This is a genomic window from Pseudomonas sp. Ost2 (genome assembly GCF_018326065.1).
Lineage (GTDB): Bacteria > Pseudomonadota > Gammaproteobacteria > Pseudomonadales > Pseudomonadaceae > Aquipseudomonas > Aquipseudomonas gingeri.
The window spans coordinates 5611397-5627415 of record NZ_AP021904.1 but is presented as its reverse complement, the minus strand read 5'-3'; the positions used below and the strand labels follow the sequence as shown (position 1 = coordinate 5627415).

Here is a 16019-nt window from a genome sequence, read left to right as displayed (position 1 = left end):
GCTTGATCGTCTGCCATCGCCAGCAAGCCGGCTCCCACAGATTGAGATGTCATACGCCGGTTCTGTGTCCGACATGCCCCTTGTAGGAGCTGGCTTGCCAGCGATGAGGCCCTTGAGTCTTGCGGCGCCTGCTCGGACGCCATCGCCAGCAAGCCGGCTCCCACAGATTGAGATGTCATACGCCGGTTCTATGCCCGGCACGGCCCTTGTAGGAGCTGGCTTGCCAGCGATGAGGCCCTGGAGCCTTGTGGCGCCTGCCCGGACGCCATCGCCAGCAAGCCGGCTCCCACAGGGAGAGGTGTCATACGCCGGTCCTGTGTCCGACATGCCCCTTGTAGGAGCTGGCTTGCCAGCGATGAGGCCCTTGAGCCTTGTGGCGCTCGATCATCTGTCATCGCCAGCAAGCCGGCTCCCACAGGGTGAGAGGTCATACGCCGGTTCTGTGTCCGACACGGCCCTTGTAGGAGCTGGCTTGCCAGCGATGAGGCCCTGGAGCCTTGTGGCGCTTGATCGTCTGCCATCGCCGACAAGCCGGCTCCCACAGAGTGAGATGTCATACGCCGGTTCTATGCCCGGCACGGCCCTTGTAGGCGCTGGCTTGCCAGCGATGAGGCCCCTGAGTCTTGTGGCGCCTGCCCGGACGCCATCGCCAGCAAGCCGGCTCCCACAAGGTTTGTGCATGACCATCAAGCATCGTTGCAGTCACGATCTGGGTAGGTGTTGGGTTGCCAGGCCGCCGCATCGCAACAATGGCAGGGGTACAGACACATCCAGAACCAAGGTCATTTTTCATTTTTTCCGGTCGCGTACTAACTTTTCTGTGACCTCCCACCCCTACAGGAAGGCGACGGATTGCCTATGCCACCTCACTCCAACCGGCTGCGTGCCGGGCGCTATTCACAGTCCGGACAAATCTATCTTCTGACCGCCGTTATCGAGAACCGCAGACCGATTCTCGCCGACTGGCAAACGGGCAGGTTGCTGGTACAGCAATTTCGTCAGGCACAAAGCTTAGGCTTGGCTGACTCCCTGACCTGGGTCGTTATGCCGGATCATTTCCACTGGTTGGTTGAGCTGAAAAACGGCACCTTGCCAGAGCTGATGCTTGCGACAAAATCGAGAAGTGCACGAGAGATCAATGCCCGTTCAGGACGTTCGGGGAGGCTTTGGCAAAAAGGCTTTCATGATCGTGCGATTCGCAGCGAAGAAGATTTGCTGGCAGTTGCCCGCTACATCGTCGCCAACCCGTTGCGCGCTGGTTTGGTGACACAGGTAGGGGATTATCCACTATGGGATGCTGTATGGCTGGAGGATGCTGATGGTAAGGATACGTGAGCTTGATACAGCCATCGCTACGCTGGGGCGTCCGGGTGGGCACCGCAAGACTTGAGGGCCCCATCGCTGGCAAGCCAGCTCCTACAGGGATCGCGGTGGTAGCGATATTGGGTGGTGATGTCCCCTTTGTGGGAGCCGGCTTGCTGGCGATGACGTCCGGGTGGGCACCGCAAGGCTTGAGGGCCTCATCGCTGGCAAGCCAGCTCCTACAGGGATCGTGGTGGTAGCGATATTGGGTGGTGATGCCCCCTTTTGTGGGAGCCGGCTTGCTGGCGATGACGTCCGGATGGGCACCGCAAGACTTGAGGGCCTGATCGCTGGCAAGCCAGCTCCTACAGGACTGGTATTTCGCCACGGTGCTGTTTTCCGGGCATAAAAAAGGCGGCCCGGATCAACCGGGCCGCCTCTTTTCCTGCAACAGAAGCCGTTACTGCACTTCTACCGCCAGGCTGTCGCTGATTTTCTTCTGCCAGATCGCCGGGCCGGTGATGTGCACCGATTCGCCCTTGGCATCGACGGCGACCGTGACCGGCATGTCCTTGACCTCGAACTCGTAGATCGCTTCCATGCCCAGTTCGGCAAAGGCGACGACCTTGGATTTCTTGATCGCCTGGGCCACCAGGTAGGCAGCGCCACCCACGGCCATCAGGTACACGGCTTTGTGGTCCTTGATCGCTTCGATGGCGGTCGGGCCGCGCTCGGACTTGCCGATCATGCCCAGCAGGCCGGTCTGGTCGAGGATCTGCCGGGTGAACTTGTCCATGCGCGTGGCGGTGGTCGGACCGGCTGGGCCGACGACTTCCTCGCGCACCGGGTCAACCGGGCCGACGTAGTAGATGAAGCGACCCTTGAGGTCCACCGGCAAGGTTTCACCCTTGTTCAGCATTTCCACCATGCGCTTGTGCGCAGCATCGCGACCGGTGAGCATCTTGCCGTTGAGCAGGACGGTTTCGCCCGGCTTCCAGCTCTGCACGTCTTCCGGGGTCAGGGTGTCGAGGTTGACGCGACGGGCCGACGGACCGGCTTCCCAGACGATTTCCGGGTAGGCGTCCAGCGGTGGCGCTTCCAGCGAGGCCGGGCCGGAACCATCGAGCACGAAGTGCGCGTGACGGGTGGCGGCGCAGTTGGGGATCATGCACACCGGCAGGGAAGCGGCGTGGGTCGGGTAGTCCATGATCTTCACGTCGAGCACGGTGGTCAGGCCGCCCAGGCCCTGGGCACCGATGCCCAGCTGGTTGACCTTCTCGAACAGCTCCAGGCGCATTTCTTCGATGCGGTTGGACGGACCACGTTTCTTCAACTCGTGGATGTCGATGGATTCCATCAACACTTCCTTGGCCATCACCGCGGCTTTCTCCGCGGTGCCGCCGATGCCGATGCCGAGCATGCCCGGTGGGCACCAGCCGGCACCCATGGTCGGTACGGTCTTGAGGACCCAGTCGACGATCGAGTCGGACGGGTTGAGCATGGCCATCTTCGACTTGTTCTCGGAACCGCCGCCCTTGGCCGCCACGTCCACTTCCACGGTGTTGCCCGGGACGATGGAGTAGTGGATGACCGCCGGGGTGTTGTCCTTGGTGTTCTTGCGGGCACCGGCCGGGTCGGCCAGGATCGAGGCGCGCAGGACGTTTTCCGGCAGGTTGTAAGCGCGACGCACGCCTTCGTTGATCATGTCGTCCAGGCCCATGGTGGCGCCATCCCAGCGCACGTCCATGCCGACGCGGACGAAAACGGTGACGATCCCGGTGTCCTGGCAGATCGGCCGGTGGCCGGTGGCGCACATGCGCGAGTTGATCAGGATCTGTGCCATGGAGTCACGGGCGGCCGGCGACTCTTCCCGCAGGTAGGCCTCGTGCATGGCCTGGATGAAGTCCACGGGGTGGTAGTAGGAAATGAACTGAAGGGCGTCAGCAACGCTCTGTATCAGGTCGTCTTGCTTGATCACGGTCATGGGTCGCGCTCCTCTATAAAGACGGGAACATTTAAGTAAGGTGTTTGCGACCTGGGTGCATCCGGTCTGTCGAAAACATCTTTTGAGGCTGGCCGGGCACGCAGGACCGGCACAAAAAAGGCGCGGCAGTATAACCCGCCCGGCTGCCGGGCACATCCGTCAGTGGTCAAACCATGGTCGGGTGGCGGCAGGCATCGTTCTTGCGTGCTCGTACAGCAAAAGCTGTACTAGTTGTAAAAAATTGAATAGTCATTTTTGATCCAGATCACTAGAGTGGCAAGTGGCCTGTACGGGAAGGAAACCCCTTGAGCCCTCAGCGCACGGTGAGTCATAGATTGACCCATAAAGCCATACAGAGTCTGTTACGCAAACGCTTTGCCCTGGCTGCCGGTACGTATGTACTGGCATTGCTGCTGGTCTGGGCGGCGATTTTCACCGACCACTACCGTGCCAGCGTCACCACGGGCCTGATCAGTACCGGCCTGGTGATCGCCAGCCAGGGTGGACTCGGCTGGCTGTTTTTCAGTGGCCGCAACCTGCGCTTTCGCGATCCGAGCCTGACCGAGTTCCAGGTATTGCTGGGACTGGGCTGGCAGACCTACATGATGGCCAATCTCGAGCACGCCCGCGGCACCTTCCTGGTGTTTTACCCGCTGGTGCTGCTGTTCGGCCTGTTTCATCTGCCGCGCCGCAAATTCGTGCGTTGCGCGGTGCTGGTGTTCTTCAGCTTTGCCGCCCTGAATCTGTGGGAAGGCTATCAGTTCCGGCTGCCCGATCCCGGATTGGCGGCGCTGCAGGTCAGCGTGCTGTTCGTGGTGCTGGTGTGGCTGTGCCTGTATGCCAGTTATGTCCAGGCCTCCCGGCAACGCATGCGCCAGCGGCGGTTTGCCCTGCAGGCCCACCAGGACACCCTGCGCGGAATGATGCGCCAGCTGGAGGACCTGGTCGCCACTGACGAGCTGACCGGCCTGTATAATCGTCGGCACTTCCTGCGCCTGGCTTCCCGCGAGCTGGAACTGATGGACCCGGACACCGTGCACGGCCTGGCGCTGATCGACCTGGATCACTTCAAGCGCATCAACGACGTCCATGGGCACGCGGCCGGTGACCAGGTGTTGCAGGCCTTTGCCGGCGTGGCCGGCGCCTGTGTACGCGAGGGCGATGTGCTGGCCCGTTATGGTGGAGAAGAATTCGTGTTGCTGTTGCCCAATGCCGATCCCGAGCGCCTGACGGCCTGCTGCGAACGACTGCGCCTGGCCTTTACCCAGGTCGAGCTGGTTGGCGTGACGGTGAGTAACCTGAGCCTGTCGGTGGGCATGACCCTGGTGGTCGAGGACGACGATCTCGATGACGCCTTGCAGCGTGCCGACCAGGCGCTGTACCGCGCCAAGCGGGACGGCCGCAACCGTTGTTGCGCCGCCTGGGAATACAGCGATGCCTGAGCTGCGGGTCGGTGAACGGGCCTGGTCGGTGGCCATCGGCAGCAATCTGCTCGATGCCTTGAACCAGGCCGGAGTGAGGGTGCCCTACAGTTGCCGGGCGGGCAGTTGCCATGCCTGCCTGGTGCATTGCCTGCAGGGTGAACCGCTGGACAGGCAACCGCAGGCCCTGACCCCCGTGCAGCGCGAGCGTGGCTGGCGCCTGGCCTGTCAGTGCCAGGTACAGGAGGACTTGCTCCTGGAAGTCTTCGATCCGCTACGGGACGGGGTCGCGGCCCATATCGCCGAACTCGATTGGCCGAGCCCGACGGTCCTGCGCCTGCGGCTGTTGCCGGAACGTCCGCTGCGTTATCGCGCCGGCCAGCATCTGGTGCTGTGGACCACCCTGGGTGTCGCGCGTCCCTACTCATTGGCGAGCCTGCCCGAGGAAGACCGCCACCTGGAATTTCACCTCGATTGCCGCCAGCCCGGCGAATTCGTCGATGCGGCCCGGCGCTTCAGCATCGGCGAAGTGATTCGCCTGGGCGAGTTGCGTGGCGGCGCCTTGCATTACGATCCCGACTGGCATGCCCGACCGCTCTGGCTGCTGGCGGCCGGCACCGGTCTCGGACCGTTGTGGGGCGTACTGCGCGAAGCCTTGCGCCAGGGCCACGAAGGACCGATCCGCCTGGTGCACCTGGCCCATGATCGCCATGAGCACTACCTGGCCGCCGAGCTGGCCGGACTGGCCGCGGCCCATGACAATCTCACGGTCGAATACCTGGACGGGGCCGAACTGCCGGAGTTTCTGGCCAAACTGCGGCTTGTCTCGCGACAAACCCTGGCTCTACTCTGTGGTGCCCCGGCCAGTGTCGAAGCCTTTGCCAAGCGCCTGTACCTGGCCGGATTGCCGCGTAATCAACTGCTGGCGGATGTGTTCCTGCCGCGGGGTTGAGCGCCCGCTTTCGAAAAACACAGAGCCCACAACAAGAGAGCCGTGATGACTGACGCGATTGTGATTGAGCGCGAAGGCGGTCTGCTGACCCTGCGCCTGAACCGTGCCGACAAGAAGAACGCCCTGACCCGCGCCATGTACAGCCAGTTGGGCCAGGTGTTGCGCCAGGCCGACGAAGACCCGGCGATCAGGGCGGTGCTGATCCGTGGCAGTGAAGAATGTTTTACCAGCGGCAACGATATCGCCGATTTCCTCGAGGAGCCGCCGAGCGACCTCGACAGCCCGGTGTTCCATTTCATGCGCAGCCTGCTCGACTGCCGCAAGCCGCTGATTGCCGCCGTGGCGGGGCCGGCGGTGGGGATCGGCACGACCTTGCTGCTGCATTGTGACCTGGTCTATGTCAGCGCCGATGCGCGCCTGCGGATGCCGTTCGTCAACCTGGGCCTGTGCCCCGAATTCGGTTCCAGCCTGTTGCTGCCACGCCTGGTCGGCCATGCCAGGGCTGCCGAGCTGTTGCTCCTGGGCGAAGGTTTCAGCGGTGAACAGGCGGCGGCCTGGGGGCTGGCGACGGCGGCCTTGTCCAGTGGTGCCGAGGCACTGGCCAGGGCCAGGGAAGCGGCACTGCGTTTCGAGCAACTGGCACCGGCGGCGGTGCAGATCAGCAAGGAACTGATGAAGGCCCCGGACCGCGAGCAACTGCGCAAGGTGGTGGAGGCCGAGGGCACGCTGTTTGTCCAGCGCCTGCGTTCGCCCGAGGCGATTGCCGCGCTTTCGGGGTTCATGACCCGGCGCTGAGCAATCGCAACGCCCGGGGTAGTGGTTCTTCCAGGCATTAAAAAGCCTCGCGGCAAGACTGCGGCGAGGCTTCGGGTCCAGCGTCAGGTCACTCAGACCATCGGGTCGCCGACATGCAGGATCTTCATGCCGTTGGTGCCACCGATGGTGTGGTAGCTGTCACCCTTGGTCAGGATGACCCAGTCGCCTTGCTCGACCACGCCGCGCTTGAGCAACTCGTCCACCGCGGCCTGGCTGACTTGCTCAGGCGGCAGCGAAGCCGGGTCGAACGGCACGGTGTAGACGCCACGGAACATCGCCGCGCGAGCCTGGGTTTCACGGTGCGGGGAGAACGCGTAGATCGGCACGGACGAACGGATCCGCGACATGATCAACGGCGTGTAGCCGCTTTCGGTCAGGGCGATGATCGCCTTGACACCCGGGAAGTGGTTGGCGGTGTACATGGCGGCCAGGGCGATGCTCTGGTCGCAGCTTTCGAAGACCTTGCCGATACGGTGGCTGGAGGTCTTGCTGGTCGGGTGCTTTTCCGCGCCGACACAGATGCGGGCCATGGCCTGCACGGCTTCGAGCGGGTAGGCCCCGGCGGCGCTTTCGGCCGACAGCATGACGGCGTCGGTGTAGTCCAGCACGGCGTTGGCGACGTCGGACACTTCGGCACGGGTCGGCATCGGGTTCTGGATCATCGACTCCATCATCTGGGTCGCAACGATCACGGCCTTGTTGTGGCGGCGCGCATGCAGAATGATTTTCTTCTGGATGCCCACCAGCTCGGCATCGCCGATTTCCACGCCGAGGTCGCCACGGGCAACCATGACGGCGTCGCTGGCCTTGATCAGGCCGTCGAGGGTCTCGTCGTCGGCCACGGCTTCGGCGCGCTCGATCTTCGCCACCAGCCAGGCGGTGCCGCCGGCTTCGTCGCGCAGCTTGCGGGCGTATTCCATGTCGGCGGCGTCACGCGGGAAGGAGACCGCGAGGTAGTCCACTTCCATTTCAGCGGCGAGCTTGATGTCGGCCTTGTCCTTTTCGGTCAGGGCCGGAGCGGTCAGGCCGCCACCGCGACGGTTGATACCCTTGTGGTCCGACAGCGGGCCACCGATGGTCACGGTGCAACGCAGTTCGGTGTCGGTAGCGGTGTCGACGCGCATGACCACGCGACCGTCGTCAAGCAGCAGCTCGTCGCCCACGCCGCAATCCTTGACCAGGTCCGGGTAGTCGATACCGACGACCTGCTGGTTGCCTTCGGTCAGCGGATGGCTGGTGGAGAAGGTGAATTGATCACCGATCTTCAGCTCGATACGCTTGTTGGCGAATTTGGCGATACGGATCTTCGGGCCCTGCAGGTCACCCAGGAGCGCGACGAAGCGCCCGTGCTTGGCGGCGAGGTCGCGGACCAGCTTGGCGCGAGCCTTGTGCTCGTCGGGGGTACCGTGGGAAAAGTTCAGGCGGGCGACGTCCAGGCCAGCCAGAATCAGCTGTTCCAGAACTTCCGGCGAGTTGCTGGCCGGGCCCAGTGTGGCGACGATTTTAGTACGACGAACGGACATGCAGAGACTCCTGAGTTCAAGCGCAACGAGAGGCTACTATGGTCCTGTGCTGTAGTCATTGTTCATTTGCACTACTTTTCGGCGAAGAAGTTTTTTTCGGATATGTTGTTTGGCGAACACTCTGAAGATTTTCGCCGACGGGTCGATACACTGCCAAGAACAGGAGATATCCATGCGAATTTTGCTCGTTTTAGTCTTGGCCGCCAGTGTCGTCGGTTGCACCCGCTGGTCGATGAACAGCCACCTGAACAATGCCTACCGTTCCTATGACCGGGGCAATTGTGAAGACGTGATGCTGCAACTGTCCCAGGTCGACCGTGAGAGCCGCACCCGGCCCTACGTCCAGCCGGAAGTGTCGATGTTGCGCGGTCAGTGCCTGGAGCGCCAGAAACTGTTCGTCGACGCGGCGCAGACCTATCGGTTCATCATCACCCAGTTCCCCTACAGCGAATATGCCTACCGGGCCCAGGCTCGCCTGGATACCTTGCGTCAGTTGGGGCACGCCGACGGCGCAGTCCCGGCCCAACCCAGGCCGGCAGCCCTATGATGAAGGCTGTAATATGAACTGGCTCTCTGCCAGCTTTCAGCTACAGTTCGGGGGGTATGGTTTGAGTTTCATCAATTCGTTCGAGTTGAAAACCATGGCTCGGTAGATGTCATGCGACAGGGCGATCCGCTGCCGTCGCGCCGAGGCCAAGGGAGAGCGGGCCGGCTGGCCCTGCTCCGAAGCACTAGCGCGGTCATGCTGAATGGCCTTGTATAGCGATCACGAACATGCCTACCGACCGTCGAATCGAGCGGCACCAGTTGCCGTATTTTTTGAAGGTGTTCAACCGCTTCACCGACAAGCCCATGGGGTATCTGGGCAATGTCTCCGAAGACGGGCTGATGCTCATCAGCCAGTTGCCGTTATTGGTGAATGCGGACTTCCAGCTGCAATTGAAACTCCCCGGACCGGATGACACGGTCCAGCTCATCGATCTGAATGCCCGTTGTCTCTGGTCCCATGAAGAGGTGACGCCGGGCTATTACGACTCGGGGTTTGTCCTGTCCGAACCTCCCGAGGCGTATCAGAAGCTGGTGGATGCGTTACAGCACTATTTCAGCTTTTACCCGTTGGAGGCTTCGGCGTAGCCGGGGAGCCCTCCGGTTTCACAGGGTCCCGGCTTTCTTCCAACTGAGGTAGCGGCTGACCAGCTCGGCGCCGAGTTCGCTTGGACGCGCGTCGAGTACGGGAACCCCATGGGCGTTGAGGCGCTCATGGAGGTTGGCCCGGGCATTCAGGTAGTCGACCGTGCCGCAGTAGGCGAGGGCTTCGGGCAGCGTCTGTACCGGGCTCTGGCGCAACTGGTCGAGGATTTCCTCACGCAGGCTGGCGACCAGCACCCGGTGCTGGCGACCCAGGCGCTTGACCGCGGTCAGCAGTTCCTCGTCGTCTTCATCCCGCAGGTTGGTGACCAGCACCACCAGGGCGCGGCGCTTCTGCCGGGCCAGGACCTGGCTGGCAGCGGCCTGGTAGTCCGCCGGCCGCTGGCTGCTGTCCAGGTCGTAGACCGCGTTGAGCAGCAGGTTGAGCTGGCCCTGGCCCTTGACCGGTGACAGGAAGCGCGGCTGATCGCCGGCGAAGGTGCTCAGGCCGACCGCGTCGCCCTGGCGCAGGGCCACATAGCTGAGCAGCAGGCAGGCGTTGAGCGCGTGGTCGAAGTGCGCCAGCTCGCCGTCCTGGCTGCGCATGCGGCGCCCGCAGTCGAGCATGAAGATGATCTGCTGGTCGCGTTCGTCCTGGTATTCCCGGGCGATCGGGGTGCGTTGCCGGGCGGTGGCTTTCCAGTCGATCTGGCGCAGGCTGTCGCCTTCGCGAAATTCCCGCAGCTGGTTGAACTCCAGGCCCAGGCCACGCCGCTGGCGCTGGCGCACGCCGAGCTGGCTGAGCCAGTTATCCACCGCCAGCAGGCGTGCACCGTAGAGCCGGGCGAAGTCGGGATAGACCCGGGTGGCGTCGTCGAGTGCCAGGTAGCGCCGTTGCGACCACAGGCCCAGCGGGCTGGGCAGGCTGATTTCGCAGCGCTCGAAGGTGAAATGCCCGCGGCGCAGGGGCCGTACGCGGTAACCCAGTTCGCTTTTTTCCCCCGGTTGCAGGGTGATGGACTGCGGCAGGTGTTCGAATCCCACGCCGTCCGGAACATGGTCGAACACCTGCAACTGCAGTTCGTCCGGGTAATCGTGCTGCAACTCGATGCGCACTTCGCCCCAGCGGCCCAGGGCCAGGCTGCCGGGCATCTGCCGTTGCAGGCGTGGCGAGGGCAGGCGGCGCAGGCGCGCGGCGTCCAGCGCGGCCAGCAGCAACAGCGCCAGCAACAGGCCCCAGCCGATCGCGTCGAAGCTTTCAGGGACGCCGACGCCCAGGGCCTTGAGCGCCCCGAGGAGGATCCCCAGCCCGAGCAGTACGCCCAGCCAGATCAGCAGCAGCCGTGAGGGTTTCATCGTTCGGGCTGACTCACAGGCGCGGCGCCGGGACCTGGTCGAGCAGTTGCCTGAGCACCTGCTCGACCGACAGGCCTTCTATATCCAGTTCCGGGGCGATACGGACCCGATGGCGCAGGACGGCCAGCGCACAACCCTTGATGTCGTCCGGTATGACAAAATCGCCGCCACGCAACAAGGCCCGTGCCCGCGCACCGCGGACCAGGGCAATCGAGGCTCGGGGGCCGGCGCCGAGGGTCAGGCCGGGCCAGGTACGGGTGGCCCGGGCCAGGCGCACGGCGTAGTCGAGGACCTGCTCGTCCAGCGGCAGGTCGCTGGCGATACGCTGCAGGGCCAGCACATCCTTGGCTTGCAGCACGGTACGCAGCGGTTGCACGTCGAGCATGTCGGCCTTGGTCGAGCGGGTGACCTGGCGGACCATGTTCAATTCCTGCTCGGCCTCCGGATAGTCCATGCGCAGCTTGAGCATGAAGCGGTCCAGCTCGGCCTCGGGCAGCGGGTAGGTGCCTTCCTGTTCGATCGGGTTCTGGGTGGCCAGCACCATGAATGGCTGGGCAATCGGCAGGGCGCGACCCTCCAGGGTGACCTGGCGCTCCTGCATGGCTTCGAGCAGGGCGGCCTGGGTTTTCGCCGGGGCGCGGTTGATCTCGTCGGCCAGCAGCAGGTTGGTGAACAGCGGGCCCTTGCGCAACTTGAACTGCTCGGTCTGCAGGTCGTAGACGGCATGCCCGGTGACATCGCTGGGCATCAGGTCGGGGGTGAACTGGATCCGCGCGAAGTCGCCGCCGAAGCAACGGGCCAGGGCCCGCACCAGGAGAGTCTTGCCGAGTCCGGGCACGCCTTCGAGCAGGACATGGCCGCCGGCGATCAGCGCGGTCAGGACGTCGTCGATGACCGCGTCCTGGCCGATCAGGGCCTTTTGCAGTTCATGACGCACCGCCTGGGCCAGCTGGCTGGCGCGATGGCGCTGCTGGAGGGCGTGGGCCTCGGCGTCGACCGCCGGTGCCGGTTCCGTTGGATGTTCGCTCATAGGGCATTCCTGAGGGTTTGCAGGTGGGCGACCTGACGGCTGAAGTCAGCGCTGGAAAGGCGCTGTTTCGGGCGTGGGCGCAAGGCCTGGCTGATGGCGCTGGTGGGTTGGCGGGTCAGGCGCGCGAGCACCTGCCACTGGTCGGCAACGCCGAGCCGTTCGAATCCGGGGTGTCGGCGGCGGGCGCGGCGCAGGATGTCCTGTTGCAGGGCTTGCAGCAAGGCCTCCTGGCCGCTGCGCCGGAGCAGGAAATCGGCGCTGGCCCGCAGGTGTTCCTGCAGTTGCCGGCGGGCCTTGGAGGCCGGGGCCTGTAACGGACCCTGGCGCAGGCCGACATGCCATAGCCACAGGGCGATCAGGGCGGCGAAGGCCACCAGTGCCTGGGGGAAATAGCGCAGCAGCAGGCTGAACAGGCTGTCATGGTCGGTGTTGAACAGCAGTGTGACGTCGCTGTCCTGGCTCAGGTACCAGAGCAGCCAGGCGTTGTCGTAGCGACCGATGGCGGCGTTGGTCCAGAGGTCGGCGTCGGTCAGCACCGTGATCGTGCCGAGGCCGTAGCTCATTTGCATCAGGTGCGTGGAAGTGGCGCTGCTGGCCCAGGATTGCGCCAGGTTCTGCGGGTCGGACAGGTGGAAGGCGGTGTCGAAACTGAAGTAGGCCGGGGCGTCCTCGTCCTCCAGGTACATCCGGGTCAGTTGCGGGTAGTACTTGTCCTCGGGTTCGGGGCCGTCGCCCTTGAGGTCCTTGCTCAGGGACTGGCGCAGTTGCACGCGATCCAGCAGCAGGTCGCTACTGCGGCCTTGTCGCGGGTCCCAGAGGGCTTCGGCGACGAACAGCAGGCGGCCGCCGGCCCGGGCCCAGTTGAGCAACTGGTCGGCCTGGCGCGGGCTCATGTTCGAGCGCTCGCCCAGCAGCATCAGGCTGTGGTGACGCGGGTCCAGGTCCGGGAGGATCCGCAGGTCGTTGGCGTGGTGGACGTCAAGGCCTTGCTGGCGCAGGAAGTTTTCCGCCGCGAGATAGGGATAGGCGCGGGCTTCGGGGGACGGCCCATGGTCGATGACCACGGGGTAGGGCACCGCCTTGTGATACAGGTACAGGCCCAGGCCGAGCAGCAGGCCGCCGACCAGCAAGGCCCCGAGCAGTGTCCGGCGACGATTCACGAACGGGCTCCCGGACCGAACAGCTGGCGCCAGCCGTTGCACAGCTCCTCTTGCAGTTCAGGCGAGGGCGCGCGATGGCCATAGGCGAGGTTCTGCCAGTGGCGGGTGAGTTTCTGGCTGAAGGCCTGGAGGTCCGGTTGCCGCAGATGCGCGACCCGCTCCAGGACCTGGCCCTCGGTATCGGCATTTTTCAGGGGCACCTGGAAGTCGTGGAGCAGGCGACTCAGCAAGCCGCGATAGAGCAGGCTCATGGCCTCGCGGGGCTGGCTGGACCAGAGGGCTTCGGCGCGGCCGGCGATATCCTCGGGCAGGCTCTCGGTAGTCAGGTCGAGCCCGAACAGTTGCGCCGGCGCACCGGGGCGCGGTTTTGCCGGCGGAGCCGGACGCCGGCTGACAAAGGCCTGCAACCAGTCCCGATAGCGCCAGGCCAGCCAGGCGATCAAGCCGAAAATGCTGGCCCAGAGCAGTACCGCCAGGCCATCGGCGAGGCCGTCGAACGTGCGGCTGTCGAGGCCGCCCAGCAGTCGCTGCAGCCAGCCGGGCGTGGCCTTTTCGTTCTTCGCGGAGGGATCTCCCAGACGCCAGCGGGTGATGGTTTCCCGGTTCTTGAACGGTGCCGCGTCCAGTTGCGCCCTGATCGAGTCGTGGGCCGCCTGGCTGGTCAGCGGTTGTTGCAGCAGACGCGGGCTGTCCGGAGCGGGTGGCGCGGCGGCCATCACCGGCGCGGGCAGTGATACCAGCAACAGACCCGCGACCATCAGACCGGCAAGCATCGGTGCCAGGCGCTGGCGCAATTGACGGAAGATCAGCTCGATGTCCCAGGCTTCCAGCACGGTGCGTCGATTGAGATAGAGACTGAAGCCGCAGGCGATATAGATCGGTTCCCAGACAATCAGCACCAGCACATAGAACAGGTTGGTCAGGTGTTCCAGCCACAGCCAGCCGTGCTGGGCGGCGAACACCAGTTTCTGCCAGTTCCAGTCGAGCTCTATCTGTCGCGGCAGCAGCAGGTAGAACAACGCCATGCAGCCGATCCACAGCACCGACTCCAGGTGCACGCCGATCAGTGTCAGCCAGCGCGCCCCCCGGTTGGCCCGTGGCAGCAGGACGCGCAGGCGCTGTTGCCGGGCCTGCCCGCCCAGGCCTTCGAGCTGTTGCACTGGCAGGGTGAAGCTGCGGCTCAGGCTCAGCCGGCGCCAGGTCAGGCTCGCCAGCAGTTGTGGCCTGAGCAGGCGCGGCCAGGCTTTCAGGGCCTGTTTCAGGTCCGGGGTATCGCCGAACAGGGCCCTGGACAGGATATGCAGCGGCAGGCGTTCAAAGGCTGGCTTCAGCCACCAGAACAGCAGCAGGGCGATCGACGGATGTTCCCACAGCAGCAGGCTCAACAGGGCAAAGACCGGGAGGGTGACGATGGCCCAGCTGGTCGTCAGCAAGCCACGGTGTTGCCTGGCCAGCAGGATACCGAGGTCCATGGCTTCCCAGCTGCTGCGTGGACGGATGGTGACGCTGGCGTCAGTCAGGCGCATGACGACTCCGTCCGGCAAACAGCAGGTAGGCCGCTACCAGCAACCATGCGCCGGCACCCACCAGGTACTTGATCAGCAGCGTCGGCTGGGTCCGCGAGGACCAGTAGGCTTCGATAAACGCGGCAATCAGCAGGAACAGGATCACCCCGGCGATCATCTGGATGCTGCTTTTCGCCGCCAGGCGCAGGGCTTCGCCGCGGCTCAGGCGTCCTGGTGCTACCAGTGACCAGCCCAGTTGCAGCCCGGCGGCACCGGCCAGGGCGATGGCGGTCAGTTCAAAAGCGCCATGGGCGATGACAAAGGACCAGAAGGTCTGGCCGAAGCCGATCTGGGTCAGGTGGCCGGCGACCGCACCGATGGTCAGGCCGTTGAACAGCAGGAAGAACAGGCTGCCCAGGCCGAACAGCAAGCCGCCGGCAAAGGTCTGGAAGGCAATGCCGATGTTGTTCATGATGTAGTAGCCGAACATCGCCCAGTCCTCGCTGGAGGCGCGTGCAGCGGTGCGTCCCAGCCGGCTGGCGGCGGGATCGTACATGTTCTGCATGTCGGCGACCTGTTGCGGGCTGACGATGCTGTAGATCAGGTCCGGGAACAGGTAGACCAGCACGCCGATCAGCAGCAGGCTGGCGAAGAACAGCAGGCCGGCGGCCAGGACAAAGGGCCATTGCCGGCGTACCAGGCGGGGGAAGTCGGCGAGGATGAATCCCAGCAACTGGGCGCCCAGGCGACTGCGATGTCGGTAAAGCTGCTGGTGTCCGCGCAGGGCCAGCTGTTGCAACGGATCCACCAGGTGACTGCTGTAGCCGCGCTCCTGGGCCAGCGCGAGTTGATGGCACAGGCGTCGGTAGGCAGCGGGGAATTGCGTCGAGGTATCGGCCTTGGCCTTGCCGCGTTCCAGTTGTTCGAGCAGATGACTGAAATGTTGCCACTCGGGCTGATGACGGCTTTCGAAGAGGCTCTGTTTCATGTCGGCCCCAGCAGGCCACGGGCGATGCCGTTCAGCTCGGTCACGGCCAGGGAGGGCGGGACCCGCAGCGCCGGGGCGAGGAGGCCGGCCAGTTCGTTGACGCGCTCGGCGGACAGTTCGCCCTGGCGCTCGGCGAAACTCAACAGGGCCCGTTGCTCGTTCAGGCGCAGGGCGAACACCGGCGTTCTCGGCACCGCTTCGGGCAGAGTCGGGCGCGACAACGGTTGTTCGCGGTAGATCACCAGCGTGCCGCCGGCCAGGTCACCCAGGCGCTTGAAGGTCGGATGCTGCAGGCAACTGAGGGCGCCCAGGCAATAGCCGAACGGCAACATGTCGACGAAACGCAGGAGGTTGCGGGTCAGCGAGGCGGACCAGCCGACCGGCGTGCCGTCATCGTGTACCACCCGCAGGCCCATCAGCTGTTTACCGGGCGAGCGGCCCTGGTTGAGCACTTCGAACAGCACCATGTACCACCAGCTGACCAGGAACAGGATGATCGAGCCGAGGCCGGCACCGAACTTGTCCAGCAGGGTCAGCACCGAGAGCAGGGCGCCCAGGATCACGCCGCGTACACCGAGGTCGATGGCGAACGCGACCGCCCGCACCGGCAGGCCGGCCGGGCGCAGGGTCAGGTCGATACCTTCCGGGGTCTCGACCTGGTAACGGGTATCCAGTGGCGTTTGCAGCGGTGCATTCCTTGTCGGGCTTGAAGTCGGCGGCATGGCTGCCATGTCGGTAGGGACTTGTCGGCCGATCCTAGCCAGCGCTGCCGGGCTAAGCAACCGAACTCTGCAATCGGCTGTATATATAAGTTGTGCCGGGCGACTGGCCCCGAGGGCTATCGAGCGCCTAGA

Annotated in this window: 14 protein-coding genes; 6 read left to right on the top strand and 8 right to left on the bottom strand. The window is 64.4% G+C overall.

Going from position 1 to position 16019, the window contains the following annotated elements; translation table 11 throughout:
- Positions 1–852: 852 nt before the first annotated feature.
- Positions 853–1335: a transposase gene (locus KI243_RS24785; protein ID WP_042934585.1), complete on the top strand. Its 483-nt coding sequence runs from the start codon at positions 853–855 to the stop codon at positions 1333–1335.
- A 427-nt stretch (positions 1336–1762) separates the two neighbouring features.
- Here the strand turns inward: KI243_RS24785 and KI243_RS24780 are convergent, their stop codons facing one another.
- Positions 1763–3286: a fumarate hydratase gene (locus KI243_RS24780; protein WP_017124330.1), complete on the bottom strand. Its 1524-nt coding sequence runs from the start codon at positions 3284–3286 to the stop codon at positions 1763–1765.
- A 335-nt stretch (positions 3287–3621) separates the two neighbouring features.
- On the opposite strand from KI243_RS24780, the gene KI243_RS24775 reads away from it, so the two are divergent.
- From KI243_RS24775 to KI243_RS24765, 3 genes are read left to right on the top strand one after another with little or no spacing between them, the layout of a single operon-like run.
- Positions 3622–4728, top strand: coding sequence for a GGDEF domain-containing protein (locus tag KI243_RS24775; protein ID WP_177088234.1), 1107 nt, complete (start codon positions 3622–3624; stop codon positions 4726–4728).
- Positions 4721–5659 (top strand): iron-sulfur-binding ferredoxin reductase, encoded by a 939-nt coding sequence (locus KI243_RS24770; RefSeq protein ID WP_177109382.1) that lies wholly within the window; start codon positions 4721–4723, stop codon positions 5657–5659. Before KI243_RS24775 ends, KI243_RS24770 begins: the two co-directional genes overlap by 8 nt.
- Before the next feature lie 45 nt (positions 5660–5704).
- Positions 5705–6454 carry an enoyl-CoA hydratase-related protein gene (locus KI243_RS24765; protein ID WP_212810013.1) on the top strand — a complete coding sequence of 250 codons (750 nt, stop codon included), beginning with the start codon at positions 5705–5707 and terminating at the stop codon, positions 6452–6454.
- 92 nt (positions 6455–6546) lie between these two features.
- Here KI243_RS24765 and pyk read toward each other — a convergent pair whose 3' ends face one another.
- Positions 6547–7998, bottom strand: a complete 1452-nt coding sequence (gene pyk, locus KI243_RS24760) for a pyruvate kinase (protein ID WP_017124326.1) — start codon at positions 7996–7998, stop codon at positions 6547–6549.
- Between the two features lie 172 nt (positions 7999–8170).
- On the opposite strand from pyk, the gene KI243_RS24755 reads away from it, so the two are divergent.
- On the top strand, positions 8171–8545 hold the full coding sequence (locus tag KI243_RS24755; protein WP_042934583.1) for a hypothetical protein: 375 nt from the start codon (positions 8171–8173) through the stop codon (positions 8543–8545).
- Between the two features lie 227 nt (positions 8546–8772).
- Positions 8773–9132, top strand: coding sequence for a PilZ domain-containing protein (locus KI243_RS24750; RefSeq protein ID WP_017124323.1), 360 nt, complete (start codon positions 8773–8775; stop codon positions 9130–9132).
- Between the two features lie 18 nt (positions 9133–9150).
- On the opposite strand, the gene KI243_RS24745 is transcribed toward KI243_RS24750, so the two are convergent.
- Genes KI243_RS24745 through KI243_RS24720 form a run of 6 tightly spaced genes read right to left on the bottom strand, consistent with a single transcriptional unit; the run spans position 9151 to position 15887 of the window.
- Positions 9151–10482, bottom strand: a complete 1332-nt coding sequence (locus tag KI243_RS24745; protein ID WP_017124322.1) for a DUF58 domain-containing protein — start codon at positions 10480–10482, stop codon at positions 9151–9153.
- A 13-nt stretch (positions 10483–10495) separates the two neighbouring features.
- Positions 10496–11512 carry a MoxR family ATPase gene (locus KI243_RS24740; RefSeq protein WP_177088197.1) on the bottom strand — a complete coding sequence of 339 codons (1017 nt, stop codon included), beginning with the start codon at positions 11510–11512 and terminating at the stop codon, positions 10496–10498.
- Positions 11509–12672 (bottom strand): DUF4350 domain-containing protein, encoded by a 1164-nt coding sequence (locus KI243_RS24735; protein WP_212810012.1) that lies wholly within the window; start codon positions 12670–12672, stop codon positions 11509–11511. The genes KI243_RS24740 and KI243_RS24735 overlap by 4 nt, the downstream gene beginning before the upstream one ends.
- A complete protein-coding gene (locus KI243_RS24730; protein ID WP_212810011.1) occupies positions 12669–14198 on the bottom strand; it encodes a DUF4129 domain-containing protein in 1530 nt (509 codons plus the stop codon). Before KI243_RS24730 ends, KI243_RS24735 begins: the two co-directional genes overlap by 4 nt.
- A complete protein-coding gene (locus tag KI243_RS24725; RefSeq protein ID WP_177088203.1) occupies positions 14185–15165 on the bottom strand; it encodes a stage II sporulation protein M in 981 nt (326 codons plus the stop codon). The genes KI243_RS24730 and KI243_RS24725 overlap by 14 nt, the downstream gene beginning before the upstream one ends.
- Positions 15162–15887 carry an RDD family protein gene (locus tag KI243_RS24720; protein WP_212810010.1) on the bottom strand — a complete coding sequence of 242 codons (726 nt, stop codon included), beginning with the start codon at positions 15885–15887 and terminating at the stop codon, positions 15162–15164. The genes KI243_RS24725 and KI243_RS24720 overlap by 4 nt, the downstream gene beginning before the upstream one ends.
- Between the last annotated feature and the right edge of the window lie 132 nt (positions 15888–16019).

Coding starts and splice junctions, on each gene's coding strand:
- KI243_RS24780 (WP_017124330.1), bottom strand. CDS start 3,286: ATGACCGTGATCAAGCAAGACGACCTGATACAGAGCGTTGCTGACGCC.
- KI243_RS24770 (WP_177109382.1), top strand. CDS start 4,721: ATGCCTGAGCTGCGGGTCGGTGAACGGGCCTGGTCGGTGGCCATCGGC.
- KI243_RS24765 (WP_212810013.1), top strand. CDS start 5,705: ATGACTGACGCGATTGTGATTGAGCGCGAAGGCGGTCTGCTGACCCTG.
- pyk (WP_017124326.1), bottom strand. CDS start 7,998: ATGTCCGTTCGTCGTACTAAAATCGTCGCCACACTGGGCCCGGCCAGC.
- KI243_RS24755 (WP_042934583.1), top strand. CDS start 8,171: ATGCGAATTTTGCTCGTTTTAGTCTTGGCCGCCAGTGTCGTCGGTTGC.
- KI243_RS24750 (WP_017124323.1), top strand. CDS start 8,773: ATGCCTACCGACCGTCGAATCGAGCGGCACCAGTTGCCGTATTTTTTG.
- KI243_RS24745 (WP_017124322.1), bottom strand. CDS start 10,482: ATGAAACCCTCACGGCTGCTGCTGATCTGGCTGGGCGTACTGCTCGGG.
- KI243_RS24740 (WP_177088197.1), bottom strand. CDS start 11,512: ATGAGCGAACATCCAACGGAACCGGCACCGGCGGTCGACGCCGAGGCC.
- KI243_RS24730 (WP_212810011.1), bottom strand. CDS start 14,198: ATGCGCCTGACTGACGCCAGCGTCACCATCCGTCCACGCAGCAGCTGG.
- KI243_RS24725 (WP_177088203.1), bottom strand. CDS start 15,165: ATGAAACAGAGCCTCTTCGAAAGCCGTCATCAGCCCGAGTGGCAACAT.
- KI243_RS24720 (WP_212810010.1), bottom strand. CDS start 15,887: ATGCCGCCGACTTCAAGCCCGACAAGGAATGCACCGCTGCAAACGCCA.